This window comes from Oscillatoria sp. HE19RPO (assembly GCF_024220515.1).
Taxonomy (GTDB): domain Bacteria; phylum Cyanobacteriota; class Cyanobacteriia; order Cyanobacteriales; family Laspinemataceae; genus Laspinema.
Map to the genome: position 1 here is coordinate 1 of NZ_JAMXOT010000201.1, position 14453 is coordinate 14453.

The window sequence follows — 14453 nt, forward strand, 5'->3', positions numbered from 1 at the left end:
AAGACTAACCAATCCGGTACTTGTAGGCTTTAACCCCCACCCATCAAGGTGCAAGTTTTTCCACCCCCTTTATTCTTTAGCCCGCGCAGGCGGGCTTTGTCCGTATAGCCCCAGGCTTTCCTAGCGGAACGCTTCGCGAACAGCCTGCGGGTTTTTTGGATATTTTATTTTTGGGAGTTCCCTGAGCCCGCGCAGGCGGGCTTTGTCCGTATAGCCCCAGGCTTTCCTAGCGGAACGCTTCGCGAACAGCCTGCGGGTTTTTTGGATATTTTATTTTTGGGAGTTCCCTGAGCCCGCGCAGGCGGGCTTTGTCCGCAAGTGCCCCACCCTTGAGGGTGCGGGTTTTTTGGATATTTTATTTTTGGGAGTTCCCTGAGCCCGCGCAGGCGGGCTTCGTCCGCAAGTGCCCCACCCTTGAGGGTGCGGGTTTTTTCCTCCCAGTGCGATCGCCTCTGAAAACTCTGATGCCAAATTCATAGGTTTGAGCCGCCACAAGAATGGTTAGGATGGAAATAACTAGAATGTCTCAATCTAAACCGATGGGAGAATGCTTGTGGACCTCAGTAGCCTTCAGAATTGGCTAGACAATACATCCTTCTGCGTCCTATTCATCACTATGTTGTTGTATTGGATAGGTGCAGCATTTCCGGGAATTCCCGCTTTGTGGCCCTTGGGGACCAGTGGCATGGCGATCGCCAATCTCTGTATCGCCACCTTACTCGGTGCCAGGTGGATCGAAGCGGGATATTTCCCCTTAAGTAACCTCTATGAATCTCTATTTTTCCTCGTCTGGGGAATTACCACGATTCATCTCATTGCGGAAAATATGAGCCGCAGTCGGTTAGTTGGGGTTGCCACTTCCCCCGTAGCAATGGCGATTACCGCCTTTGCCGCCCTCACGTTACCCGGGGAAATGCAGCAATCAGCACCCCTCGTCCCGGCGTTGAAATCTAACTGGTTAATGATGCACGTCAGCGTCATGATGCTCAGTTATGCAACGCTAATGGTGGGTTCTTTGCTGGCGATCGCCTTCTTAGTGGTGACTCGGGGTCAAAATATCGAACTGCGGGGGAGTTCCATTGGGAATGGGTCCTATCGCAGCGATCGCTACCGCCTCCAACGTGCAGGAACCCCGATTCCGGCAATCGAAGGTCCCACCCCCACCCCGGAATTTGCTACCGAATTCTCCGGTAACAACAACGGCAAGGGTCTCGGTGGCAACGTTGCCTTACTCGATGTCGTGCAAGTTGAAACCCCCGCACAACCCGCTACCGCAACCCTCCAACCCGCCCTCTCTCCCCAACGCCTCAGTCTCGCCGACACCCTGGATAACATCAGTTATCGGATTATTGGATTAGGGTTTCCCCTCCTCACCATCGGCATCATTGCTGGTGGAGTTTGGGCAAATGAAGCCTGGGGTTCCTACTGGAGTTGGGACCCGAAAGAAACCTGGGCATTAATTACCTGGTTAGTCTTTGCCGCCTATCTTCATGCGCGCATTACCCGAGGTTGGCAAGGACGAAAACCAGCAATTTTAGCCGCCGCTGGGTTTGTCGTAGTCTGGATCTGTTATCTTGGGGTCAATCTTTTGGGTAAAGGGCTGCATTCCTACGGTTGGTTTTTCTAAACCGTCAGCACAAAGCGGTCATGGGGTCCCATCAGGAGTCGCTCTCAGTGGGCGATCGCCAGGGTCGAGGGAGACTGAATATCCACCCCATAACCGCCGCTATGGAAACTGTCAAATTAATAGAACAAGGGAGATAGAAATGGATCAGCGATTTGAGGCGCTCGGAAACGAAGACGTCCTGTCTACCAGTGGCAGCAATCTGATGTTTCAATGCACGTTCAAAGTCAGTGAACTCATGGATTTGCTGCAAACGAAATTAGAAGAAGAAAGTTTATTTACCGAGGGCTTAGAATGTGAAGTGTTAAGTCCGGGCAAATACTGGCGACGAGGAAAAGTTCAACTGCGTCTTGAATTTTGTCCCGAAGACAGTAACCCTGCTCAAAATCATCTCAGCGGCTTTACCGAACCTTCCACCATCAAGCATGAATAATTGGCACTTCTTTTTTCCTCACTTTAGCTGGGAAAAAAATCCAGGATTGGCTAAGGTTATATAGCAAGTGGTGGCTTGATTTTCTTATCCAATCTCAACTCAGCAAGATAACCAATAGGGTGCGTTACAGAACCTGAACGCACCCTATTTCATGGAAAACTCCATCAACTTCACCTCACTATTTTGTGTACAGTCAGACCAGGAGGAATAAAACAGTGGATGAAACCTGGATAATGTTAAATTCAGAAGAGGATATAATTTCTCAACAATTCAATTCCGGAAATCAACTTGAGGATTGGGCCATGAATTTTACGGGTCTCGAAATCCTTAATTACCTGCGAGAGCAAATGAGTGGCGAGGAGGAAGCTTTTATCGATGGGTTTGAGTGTAGAGTCCTCCAACCGGGGAAAAAATGGCAGACTGGCAAAATTAGAATTAAAATTAATGTCGAATTTTGCCCGGATGACCCCAGCGAACCCGATTCACCACTGGATGAAATTCGGAAAATGGACAGTTAGAATCAAGCAGCAGTAAGGAGTGGAAGCATCTTGCTCCCTATTACAGCAAGGGAGCAAGATGCTCCTACTCCTAAATGTTAGGGTCAGACTGATTTAGGACTACTCTATAATAGAGTTATGGGCTTTATTTGCCCTGGAACCTAGGCATGAACTACGGGGAAAATATTTTATATATATTGTTGGACATTTGTCAAGTAAAACGAGTCATCTCTATAACCTATCTTAACTCCTGAGCCATTTGAAAAACTAGGTTTCAAATCAGTACCCACTTCAGTAAACCCTCAATTTTAATTTAAAAATTTTTTGCAATAACACAATTTATTGACAACTTAACAAATTTTTATGTTTTTTAAATAGACAGACATACAAAAATACTGTATAACAAAAAAAAGGACTGCTGATTGGGTCCTTAGAAAGGAGGAAGAAAGGCATTTAGTTAGGGTAGTATCCGAAAACAAGTCGCCAAGCTAGTGGAAAACTTTCATCAGAATTTGAAGATTAGTTTGTCCATATAAGCTACAAAAAAGCGCAACCTAATCACAAATCCGGGGACGGCTCGATCATCGGAGCCAGCGCCCCAAACGGCATCCATTTCTTTAAATTCAGACTCTGGCATTGTTCAAGAACGAGCAAGCCGATCGCGGTTTAGGGAACCGTATATCCCAAAAGGGCCTGTCCCATTCAGGCTAAAAATTGATGACGGCAATCGAGTACAGCCTCCTTGTTCTCAAAAGTCGTTGTGATCTTTAGCGTGTAAACAAATCAGGGCAAGTGAAAAGCGTTGGCAGCCAACGCACACGCATCTGCACTAGGCAACTTGTGCAATCACCTTCTTACCAATAGAGAGAGCAGAGGTTTTAAAATGGCGAATTTACCCACGGATCCACTATTCAGTCAACAGTGGTATTTATACAACACCGGCCAAGGAGGACGCACTCCCGGCATAGACCTCAACGTTGTCGATGTTTGGGAGGAGTACACTGGAAAAGGAGTCACCATTGGAGTCCTTGATGATGGGGTTGATGACAACCACGAAGACCTCGCCGATAACTACAACAGTCAACCCACGGGTTTGACCCCTGCCTATAATCCAGCAGAGGGAAAACCACAGGAACCTGGATTAGAGGGAGACAACCACGGCACAGCGGTGGCAGGCATCATCGCTGGGGTTGCAAATAACGGGACTGGCATTGCCGGGGTCGCCTACAATGCCCAAATTACTGGCTTCCGGTACGCTGACATCACAGACACGGATGTGAGTCCGATCGCTCGTCAAGCGGCTTTCGATATTTCCAATAATAGCTGGGGTGGGGTCAATCCGTTTGAGACGAACTTTAATTTACCAAAAGACCGAATAGCCCAACAAGCCCTAGAAAGCGCCATCACCAATGGCCGCAATGGTCTCGGGACCATATTTGTGTGGGCTGCGGGAAACGAGAGAGAAGAAGGCGTAAATGCCAACTATCGCAATTACGAGAATTCCCGCTATGCAATTGCGGTGGCGGCGATCAATGGCAATGGCATTTACGCCCCTTACAGCGTTCCTGGGGCCAACTTGCTCGTTTCTGCCTTCGGTGATGAAGACCCGAACACGGGTTCCGGCACGATTGTTACAACCGATCGCATGGGAGACTCAGGGTATAACGCCCCCGGGGTTGAAGGTGAAGTCGATAACTTTAACTATACCGGCACCTTTAACGGCACCTCCTCGGCAACGCCGATGGTGTCTGGGGTCGTTGCGCTGATGCTGGAAGCTAACCCCAAGTTAGGCTATCGAGATGTTCAGGAAATCCTCGCCTATTCTGCAAGACAAAATGACCGAACGGAGGCAGATTGGAGCTTTAACGGGGCGCGGAACTGGAACGGAGGCGGACTGCACGTTAATCATAACTACGGTTTTGGGTTGGTGGATACTCATGCTGCCGTGCGTCTGGCTGAATCCTGGATGTTGGAGAGTACGAAAGCGAACGAACGTCAGGTGAATGGCAGTTCTTCCATCCCTGTGCAGATTGTGGATCAGGGCGAAATTACCGATACCATCACCATTTCTTCTGACTTAACTATCGATTATGCAGAAATCGATCTGGATATTTCCCATACGGCGATCGAACATCTGAGCATCACCCTCACCTCTCCTGACGGCACTGAAAGCTTACTGTTTGATGGCATCCAGCTTCAAAACACAGGCCAAATCCTGGTGGGCAGTGATGACGAGGGAGACAAAAAATATGAAAGTTTTAGCTCATTCCGCCAAAATCCCCGGGGGTTTACTGACGATGAGGATTTAATCGCCCTAGGAGAGTCTTACCAGCAAGGGATTAAATTCACCTTTTCCAGTACCTTCAATTGGGGGGAAATCGGCACAGGCGATTGGAAACTCACGGTGAAAGATACCCTTGCTGAAGAGACCGGAACTCTCAATAGCTGGAATCTCCGTCTGTTTGGCGATGAAATTACCACCGATGATGTCTACATTTACACCAACGAGTTCGGTCAATTAAATGATGTCTCCAGGCAAACCCTCACGGACTCCGAAGGCATAGATACCTTCAATGCCGCTGCCATTCGCTCAGATATTGTTCTCGATCTGACCCCGGGTTCGGCCAGTACCCTGGCAAGCAAACCCCTCACCATCGCCGAAGGTACGGTGATTGAAACTGCGATCGCCGGTGATGGCAATGACAACATTACCGGCAATGATGCCGATAACCAGCTTATGGGGGGTCGTGGCAATGATACCCTCGTCGGTGGGGCGGGCAATGATTCCCTCGTCGGTGACCTTGGTAATGATTCTCTCGTCGGTGGGGCGGGCGATGATACCCTCGTCGGTGGCCCAGGTGCTAACATCTTGCAAGGGGATGCCGGAAATGATGTTTATCTCATCGCTCTTGAAACCGCAGCAGGCACTCGGATTGAGGATAGCGACGGGGAAGATACTTTCTCTACCGTTATTCCTTTGTCCCTAACGACCCTGACTGCCGGGACCTTGGGATTCGGACGGGAAGGCACAACTCTGGTACTCGACCTCAACCAAGATGGCATCGTCAATCTCGACGATGATCTAGCCATTCTCAATTTCTTTGCCGATGAGATAGGCAATGCCCCAGGTACAGGGTTAATCGAGAACTGGCCGGATTTTTCGGGGGATGATATTCTCACTCTATTTGCGCCACCTCCCCCTGCCAACCCAGTCGTGGTATCCGAGGATCCTATACTCCCTCAGAGTCTTCCCGACAGCAGTTCCGGCAGTCCCGACAGCAGTTCCGGCAGTCCCGACAACAGTTCCGGCAGTCCCCTGAACATTCCCCCGATTATCCTAGGGGAACCGACTCCAAATACAGTGACCACAACCCTCACCGGCAGTAACGAGGATGATGTGATCTTCGGGACTGATGCGGCAGAGGCGATCGCCGGTTTGGGTGGCAACGATGTTCTCTACGGCAGAGAAGGCAACGACAACCTCTATGGTGATGAAGGCAATGATCTCCTTCATGGCAACCAAAGCGATGACTTCCTCGATGGCGGTGCCGGTGATGATTTGATCCACGCAGGCCAAGGGAACGACGCCATTTTAGGCAATGAAGGCAATGATGTCTTATTTGGCGACTTAGGAAATGACCTAATTTTCGGTGGCAATGACAATGATTTCCTCAATGGCAACCAGGGGGATGACTCCCTCGATGCTGGCGCGGGTACCGATACCCTGCATGGCGGTCAAGGGAATGATATCCTGATTGGCGGCAGTGGCAACGATTTCCTCTATGGAGATAAAGGAGATGATACCCTCGTTGGGGTGGATACTCGCAGCGCCACCCCGGGACAAGGGGAAATTGATTTCCTCACCGGAGGAGAAGGGTCTGATTTGTTTGTCCTCGGAGATAGTACCCGCGTTTACTATGATGGGGATAGCAATGGGGGTTATGCCATTCTCACCGATTTTAATGCGGCCCAGGACCGAATTCATCTCAAAGGTTCGGCGGCGAATTATCTACTCTTCTCCTATGTTGATGAAGGGTCAAATCTGCCTCGGACGGATATTTATCTGGATAAACCCGGAACTGAAACTGATGAACTGATTGCGGTGGTCCAGGGCGTCTCGGATCTGAGCTTGCAGGGGAATTATTTTAATTTCGTCTAAGCGCTCAAAATTTGTTTCCATCGGGGATTTTAGATTTTAAAGTGAATGCATAGGCCAAAACTCTACTCTCTAAAATCCCTGATGACTCAATGGACTGCTCTCCATGTCAAACTCCATCGGACTTTGCGACAGCGCGGGTTATTGTCACCGGGCGATCGCATTTTAATGGCGGTCTCCGGTGGACAAGACTCCCTCTGTTTAGCCCAATTGCTGTTAGATTTGCAGCCGAAATGGAATTGGCATCTGGCGATCGCCCATTGCGATCATCAATGGCGTAGTGATTCCACTCCCAATGCCCAATATGTGGAAACTCTCACAAACCAGTGGCAGTTACCCTTTTTCCTCCAAACTGCTGGCACTGAAGTCCCGCACACGGAAGCTGCTGCGCGAGAATGGCGCTATCATGCCTTAAGTGCGACTGCCCAAGCCGAAGGTTATCCCATCCTCGTCACGGGTCACACCCAGAGCGATCGGGCGGAAACCCTGCTGTTTAACTTAATGCGGGGCACCGGGGCCGATGGATTACAAGCCCTTTCTTGGGACCGCTATCTCACTCCCACCCTGCGCCTGGTGCGTCCCCTCCTCGAAGTTAGCCGTCAAGAAACCGGCACTTTTTGTCACCAACGTGAGATTGCAATTTGGGAAGACGCTACTAATTTTGATATCACTTATTCCCGCAACCGCATCCGTCAAGAGTTGCTTCCTTATCTCACAAAACAGTTTAACTCCAGTGTAGAGCAACATCTCGCACAAACGGCGGAACTCTTACGCGCTGATGTGGAGTATTTAGAAACCCAAGCGCGGGAACTATTAGAGCAAGCAATATCACAAAGTGAGCTAATTGTCAAGGGTGAATTTGCCGAGATTACTCAGAAAATCAATCGGCGCATTGTGGGGGCTGCACCCCTGGCCCTCCAGCGCCGTGCCCTGCGGCAACTGTTGCAACAACAGTTACCAAAAGCACCGAATTACGAGCAAGTGGAAAAAATGACCGCCTTAATTCAGGCCCCGAATCAAACGCAAACTGACCCGTTTCCCGGGGGGGCGATCGCCCGGGTAGAGGGAGATTGGATCATCCTCACCCCCCAGAGGAGTTGAAGGGACTGCTGCGAGCACCCCCTTCCCTGGAGATGCTTACGATGCCGCCAATTCAGCCGACTGGGAACTCATTAACCCCATGAGGAGTTCTCGCATCTGAGCCACTGCCTGCTGTTGATGACCCTCGGTTTCCTGGACCTGAGTCAACAAGGTGCTGACCTCTTCCAATTTGGCCTTGAGTTCATTCAGCTTATCTTGCATCGGCTGCAACATCTCCTCATAATTGGTAACCCGACCGCGCAAGAGGGCCGCGCTAGAGCGTTGTTGAGCCAACTGTGCCTCCAACTGCTCGATCGCCTGCCGTTTTCCGTCCATTTGATTGGCGCGATCGCTCACCTGAGCTTGAACCTCCTCCAGAGACTGTCGAGTGCGATCGATCTCCTGTTTAATCTGAGCCAACTGCTCATCCAAGGTTTGTTTCTGTTGGTCAATTTGGGCCAACACCGGATCCAGAGGTTGTGCTGGCTTAATCGGTGTCGGATCACCATGACCTTGACGACGAGCCAAAACCGCTTGGTGTTGAGTCAAGGTTTCTTGACGTTCCCGGAGATTTCGGCGCTGACCCACCAAGGTTTGGTCTAACATTTGATAAGCTTCCTGCTCATCGGTTAGATTGCGCTGAATATTCCAGCGATCGGAGTCATTAGCATTTGCCAACTGTCGCTCCAGCTCTTGAATCGTCTCCCGCTGTAACTTCAACTCCTCTTCTTGACCATTCACAAATTGAAAAATTTTATCCAAATCTTGCTGGAGATTTTGTGCCACCCCTTGCAATTCTTCAATTGGCATCCGTTCCAGGGCTTCTATATCCACCTTTTGAACCACAGCCACCTGCTCAAACATCTCCGAAAGTTGAACCAATTGTTCTCTTACGAGCACTTGGTTCTTCACCTGAGCATCCAGAGTATTGGCATGGGTTTGCTGAATCGACAGGGTTTTTTCCAGGAGTTTCAACTGGTAGTGAGCCTCAGCTAAATCTTCCTGATTGTCTTCCCACTCTTGACGCAAGCGCCCTAATTCTTGTTGTTTGGCTTCCGTTTCCTGTTCTTCTCCCTGCGCTTGGGAGCGATGTTGTTCCAGCCGTTGCCAGTGTTCGTCAAGAACAGCCTGCTGTGAGGAAATCTGTTCGAGGACCGCTGCAATCTGTTCTCCAAGGGAAGCCGTTGGTGGGGTCGTTTGGGTCAAATAATCGAGCAATTCCTGAATGTGAGTGGCGAGTCCCTCATCCAACTTAACGGACTGTTGGGAGTCAGCCAGTTGCGCCTCCATGGTCTGTTTTTCAGACTGGAGTTTTTCCAGAGCCGCATCGAGTTCCTGCTGCTTGGCTTGCAGTTCATCGCGAATGCGTTGTGCTTCTTCCGAGGAGCCTTGAATTTCCTGGCGTTGGGACTCCAGTTGAGCAATTTCTTCTTCTCGAACTTGAAGTTCCATTTCCCGGCGCTGGAGTTCCTGACTTTGGTAAGTCAGCGACTGCATCCACTGCTCAATTTCTTCTTCCTTGGTTTTAATTTTCTCTTGGCCTCGGGAGAATCCCTGCAAAATACTGACGAGACGATTAGCCGCCTCTTCAATATTGCCTTTAATTTGTTTATTAGGACTCAGATCGACGAGTACCAGAGTCCCCGCATTCAAATTATTGGCATCATCCGCTGGGATCGTCTCGGATCCGGGTACTGCCGTCCAACTTTGCTCACCTCGCTGACAGGCGAGTAGTTTGAGTTCAGCTTTACCGCTACCCAGGCCAAAGCCGCTTTTCTGTTTTTGTACTTCTGCTAGATAAAGCACGCCGATCTTCCTCTTCCGTTTCTATGCCGAATTCTGATCTCAACCAATACTTTGATACGTTTTTGCTAACCTAAGTTAACCCATGAATCAGGTGAAGGCTGGCCTCAACCCAACCGTATCAATTTCCGAAACAATCGGGTCTTTCTTGCTTAACAAAAAGCAAGGGGTACCCGTTATGAAACTCTGTTTGGGTAACCCGTTGTTTCGGGTAAATACTCCTAACCCATCAGGATACATTCTTTGGGGTTTAAGAGCCAACTTGGGTAACAATCCGGTTGTGACTTTATCCATTCGACTGCTATACTCATGTTGATGAATCTGTGCCTCCTTTTTTGACCCTGTTTGGCTCGATGTTAGTGCTAGATCGGCAGTCTTCTTAACTGTAGATTTTTTAATGTGAGGGGGGACTGATTTAACCCTTTGGATCGGGGTATTTAAAATAATTGGGGTGATGCCTATATCCGTTCCTATCTGGACTAATAATAATTGAACTAATGTCAGCCTAGGGATATCAGTTTGGTCTAACTTCTCGGGGTCTGACCCACTTAGTTTTTGGGGGGAGAGAACACCATCAAAGTTAGCAGACAATGACCGGATTAATTGCATCCCGTGAATAGGATTCAACGGAATAAATTCTGGGCTTTTGGGCATTTTTGGTGCGGTTGATGTGGCCTTCATCTGTTAAAAACCTGTCTGAAACCCCGGGGGTTATGGTGAGAAGGGGGATGGATTTTTTCGGGGAGCTAATTCCGTTGAAACTCTCCGAAACCTGGATATGCTCTTTTCAAACCGGGTTACCTAGATGTCTGATTTGGGAGACGAGTGTGGCAACTGCTGAACCAGCCTATCCTCTAAACTAGGGGGTATTCACTAAGTGTTTACCCGGTAATGGTGTGATTGGCTTTTTTCAGCATTTTAGCCGGTCTTGGTGAACACCAGTATCCTTCCCATTGGGAGGGTTGCTGACATCTCATAAGCCTATTGGGGGAGATTCCCCAATCCTTAACTGCGTTGAGTGCAGTTGAGTGCAGTCGTATTATGGCCTACTTAAATGGTAGCGTATCTTAGCATTTGTTAGCATAAGCATAAGCTAACCTGTTAATCAACCCCAACGATGACTTAAGTTTGACGGAAAGTTCAGTTTTTTGACCTCCGGTGAATGGTTAGAATGATCTGGGTTGGTTAGGATGACTGGACTTCAAGCGATCCCCGAGGGGCGATCGCTGCGCCGATCCCTAAATAGTAAACCAGACCGGGGAGAAGTTAGGCCAGCGATCGCCGAGCTTAATTGAGGCGATCGCCTCAATCAAGTGGGGAGAGGTTGACCTATAATCAGAACGAACACTGTAGCTCGCTCCGGTGAAGCACCCTAGCTGGGTCAGTTGCCGAGCCATCTGCTGTAGTCTGCGCTTTTAGGATTCAAGCAGCGCCTGGGAGAGTGACGGCCCCAGAAGCCCGAATGGACCTTCTGGCTTACCCTGCCCCCACCGCTGGCAACGAAAAAAGTCTAAAAAATTGGAACACACAGATGGCAGCTACGGGTCAGAACCTATAAAGGCGTATCATACCCTATCAGGGAAGCGATCGCATGCATGTCAGACTAGGTTGAGTAGTAGACCCCGGAATCTCCAATCGGCCCAAGAACCGGGAGAGAAAGAAAATTTTGTTTTATTGTATCAGGCCCAGGACCGTTTAAAGCCAATTGTTGCAACACCCGCTAACCCGGGAGTTGTAACCCCCCAGATTTCTGGGGTGGGAATAGCTCAGGCGAGGAGATCATCCCGCTTATTCGCGCATCATAACAATCGGTGTTCACCGTTCCACTACCGGGGAATAAGACGGTACAGTAATAAAGATAGTTGTGGCAATTTTAATCGGGCTGCTCTTACCCTGCACCTCAAATAGAGGCTGATCTTCTTTCAAGATCCACGCTCAAGGCAGGGTCAAGATGCCACAACCGGCTCCAAACAACTACCCCGATGAGAGGTCTTGCAATTTTGCTTATATGATGATATGGAAATCTGCTTGTCATGGTCTGTCACTGATGCTGTGTTAGGTCCGCTCAACCATTTTAAAACGTGCTGGATCAACGGGGCTACAGCAATACAGCCTTCTGGGTTAACGCAGGAGTATCACTGGATTTCAGGGATTCCCTAGGCAGACCATTATTCTCGCGGCTCTTTCGATTGTAGCTGCCTGCTTGACTCGGAATCAATGAAATAGTGCCGCCCAAGTTCCCTGCTCTAAATCAACAGGGATTCCAGGCATCCCGTACTTTTAGGTGAACAGTGTATTCCCCACCCCTGCGGGCCTTACAGCACGATCGGGTTCAAACGGTTTTAAGGAGAAAATTTTAGTGGCATGCAGGGAAATTTGAATGAAATCGATATTCGGAGCATTCTACAACTCATTGAACTGGGACAGCGAACCGGAGAACTGTTTGTAGAAGCCTACGGGATTAACTCCGGCAATACCTGTGGCGGACGTGATAACGTGCGTGACTCCTTGGTGTATCGCTATCCTTACCGAGATAAGCGATCGCGCTCCTGTGACCAATCCTGGTTTGTGTTCTTCTCCAATGGACAAATTATTTATGCGGCCAATACGGATACCAGCTTATCCCGATTGCGGGACTTCCTGCGGCGCTATAACGCAGAATCCGCCTTAGATAGCATCACCAACCTCTCCATTTCTGCAACCAATGCCCTAGAATATGGCTATTTATGGGCCTTACTCGAAAACCACATCCTCACCCCAGCGCAAGGACGTAGCATCATTCAGGGCATGGTTCGTGAAACCCTCTTCGATCTTCTCAGCCTCCACCAAGGCTCCTTTATTTTTGAAATGGGTCCAGCACTCGCCCCGCAACTGACCACCCTGGAGATTGCGCCCCTCGTGACCAAAATTATCAAGCAAGTCCAGGAGTGGAAACAGTTTCATCCCCATATCCAATCCCCCAATCAATGCCCGGTGATCTCCGATGCCGCCCAGATGCGCGAAGCCCTTCCAGAAAATACCTTTAATAACCTCAATCGCTGGGCAGATGGGACCACCAACCTCCGCCAAATGTCTCGATACCTGAATCGGGATATCTTAACCGTCGCCCGTGCCATCTATCCCTTCGTTCAGTTGGGATTGGTCCAACTCTTTTATCCCAACTCATCCTTGAATGACAACGGATTGGAAGAATGCGATGTCGATCAGGGATTTAAAATTCCCCGGGTGGTCTGTATCGAAGATGACATGACCGTGGGGAAAACCGTGGAAGCCATCCTCGCCCAATATGGGTATGAAGTAAGCGCCTTAATGAATCCCCTCAAAGCCCTGAGTTTAGTCTTCCAACTCAAACCTGACCTGATCCTGTGCGATATTACCATGCCCGAACTAGATGGGTATGAAATCTGTGCCATGCTTCGTCATAGCAGCGCCTTTCGCCAGACCCCGATTGTGATGCTCACGGGCAAAGATGGCTTTATCGATCGCGTCAAAGCTAGGATGGTAGGAGCCACAGACTATCTCACCAAACCCTTCGGTTCAAGTGAACTCTTAACCATTGTCGAAAAATATATTGGTCCCGGTAACCCCGATGTTCCTGAACCGGACCGGGTATTAGCTGAGGTGATTGAAGCCGAACTCTAGTCTCTAGGAGGGATGCTCATCGGAACACTCAGCCCGCAGGGGCGATCGCCGCCCGGGTCAAGAGCCAGTCACACCCTGGGCGATCGCCCCTGCGGGCGAGTCCAACTGGAGTCCGGAGGGACCGCTGATGTTAAAACCCGGGTTTTTTGACAAAATCTTTGGCATAGAGCACTCAATGTGGGCCAAAAACCTGGTTTCTTGTCCCGGGTCGCTAAAACTTTACCCCCGGACTAGAGCGACCCTGGCCGGAACTTGACCCTGAATCCAAACCGGAGAACCTTGGAGTGCGAGCATCTGACTCCCTCTCTCTAGGTCAAAATGCTGCAAAACGCGCCATAGAAAATCAGCAACTTTTGGAAACTAGAATCCCAGTCGGTTTAGATCCGGGAGCGTGAAGAGGTAAACTATCATTAGCACCAAACCGGGCCAACGACCGCTCTTTTCAAAGAAAGGGTCCAGAACCAGAGGCTGCTCGTTCGTTCCCCGAGGCTCGTTGGACCCCCACTCAGGCCCCTTGAAGCCAACCGGCGATCGCATCGGAGGCTCATCGGGTCTTTGAATACCCCCAACCCTGGGCGACCCAAATTGACCGGACCCGAGGATGGGGGGTGAAAGCCTTAATTTTCCGGAGTGCTTTGGGGCCAATATAATAGGATTTATTTCTAAATTTTCAAAGGAAAACTACCTGTCACCCACTGTGTTGAAGACGCTTGCACTGTTAAACCCATCCCTCAAATGTCTCCGGTTGCAGAACCAGGAGGCAGGGGGGCTAAGACAAGCACGCCGCCAAAGCGGCGGTCCCATTAATCTATTGAGAGAGCTTTTCACCGAAGGGAAGTTATGAGTACAGTTCTGGTTGTAGAAGATAGCGTCACGCAACGGGAGATGATCTCAACCCTACTGAAAGAGAGTGGATTGAATGTTACCGTAGCAAGTGATGGCTTAGAAGCCCTGGAACGCATTCAGGAGACCTGCCCGGATCTCGTGGTACTCGATATTGTGATGCCTCGGATGAATGGCTACGAAGTTTGTCGTCGTCTCAAGGCCGATCCTAAAACCCAAAACGTTCCAGTGGTCATGTGTTCATCGAAAGGTGAAGAATTCGATCGGTATTGGGGCATGAAGCAAGGCGCGGATGCTTACATTGCCAAACCGTTCCAACCCACTGAACTGGTGGGAACGGTCAAACAGCTACTCAGAAGATAGGGAACTTGCAAT

Annotated in this window: 10 protein-coding genes; 8 read left to right on the top strand and 2 right to left on the bottom strand. The window is 49.6% G+C overall.

Annotation, left to right across the window (positions count from 1 at the left end; genetic code table 11):
- The first annotated feature begins 553 nt into the window (after window positions 1-553).
- The 5 genes from ccsB (at window position 554) to tilS (ending at window position 7811) form a co-directional block, all read left to right on the top strand.
- A complete protein-coding gene (gene ccsB / locus NG833_RS18555; RefSeq protein WP_254566757.1) occupies window positions 554-1627 on the top strand; it encodes a c-type cytochrome biogenesis protein CcsB in 1074 nt (357 codons plus the stop codon).
- 139 nt (window positions 1628-1766) lie between these two features.
- Window positions 1767-2057 (top strand): KGK domain-containing protein, encoded by a 291-nt coding sequence (locus NG833_RS18560; protein WP_254566758.1) that lies wholly within the window; start codon window positions 1767-1769, stop codon window positions 2055-2057.
- A gap of 215 nt (window positions 2058-2272) precedes the next feature.
- A complete protein-coding gene (locus NG833_RS18565) occupies window positions 2273-2575 on the top strand; it encodes a KGK domain-containing protein (protein WP_254566759.1) in 303 nt (100 codons plus the stop codon).
- Between the two features lie 862 nt (window positions 2576-3437).
- Entirely contained in the window at window positions 3438-6713 is a 3276-nt protein-coding gene (locus NG833_RS18570) for a S8 family serine peptidase (protein WP_254566760.1), read from the top strand.
- 45 nt (window positions 6714-6758) lie between these two features.
- The gene (tilS, locus tag NG833_RS18575; RefSeq protein ID WP_254566761.1) at window positions 6759-7811 is read left to right on the top strand and encodes a tRNA lysidine(34) synthetase TilS; all 1053 of its coding nucleotides are present in this window, start codon (window positions 6759-6761) and stop codon (window positions 7809-7811) included.
- Window positions 7812-7847: 36 nt separating this feature from the next.
- Here the strand turns inward: tilS and hmpF are convergent, their stop codons facing one another.
- Together hmpF and NG833_RS18585 are read right to left on the bottom strand one after the other, a co-directional pair.
- Complete coding sequence (hmpF, locus tag NG833_RS18580; RefSeq protein ID WP_254566762.1) at window positions 7848-9596, bottom strand: pilus motility taxis protein HmpF; 1749 nt, start codon at window positions 9594-9596, stop codon at window positions 7848-7850.
- A 1235-nt stretch (window positions 9597-10831) separates the two neighbouring features.
- Complete coding sequence (locus NG833_RS18585; RefSeq protein WP_254566763.1) at window positions 10832-10990, bottom strand: hypothetical protein; 159 nt, start codon at window positions 10988-10990, stop codon at window positions 10832-10834.
- 967 nt (window positions 10991-11957) lie between these two features.
- Between NG833_RS18585 and NG833_RS18590 the strand changes: the two genes are divergently transcribed.
- The 3 genes from NG833_RS18590 (at window position 11958) to NG833_RS18600 (ending at window position 14441) form a co-directional block, all read left to right on the top strand.
- Entirely contained in the window at window positions 11958-13235 is a 1278-nt protein-coding gene (locus tag NG833_RS18590) for a response regulator (RefSeq protein ID WP_254566764.1), read from the top strand.
- Between the two features lie 12 nt (window positions 13236-13247).
- On the top strand, window positions 13248-13385 hold the full coding sequence (locus NG833_RS18595) for a hypothetical protein (protein WP_254566765.1): 138 nt from the start codon (window positions 13248-13250) through the stop codon (window positions 13383-13385).
- A 690-nt stretch (window positions 13386-14075) separates the two neighbouring features.
- On the top strand, window positions 14076-14441 hold the full coding sequence (locus NG833_RS18600; RefSeq protein ID WP_254566766.1) for a response regulator transcription factor: 366 nt from the start codon (window positions 14076-14078) through the stop codon (window positions 14439-14441).
- Window positions 14442-14453 lie beyond the last annotated feature (12 nt).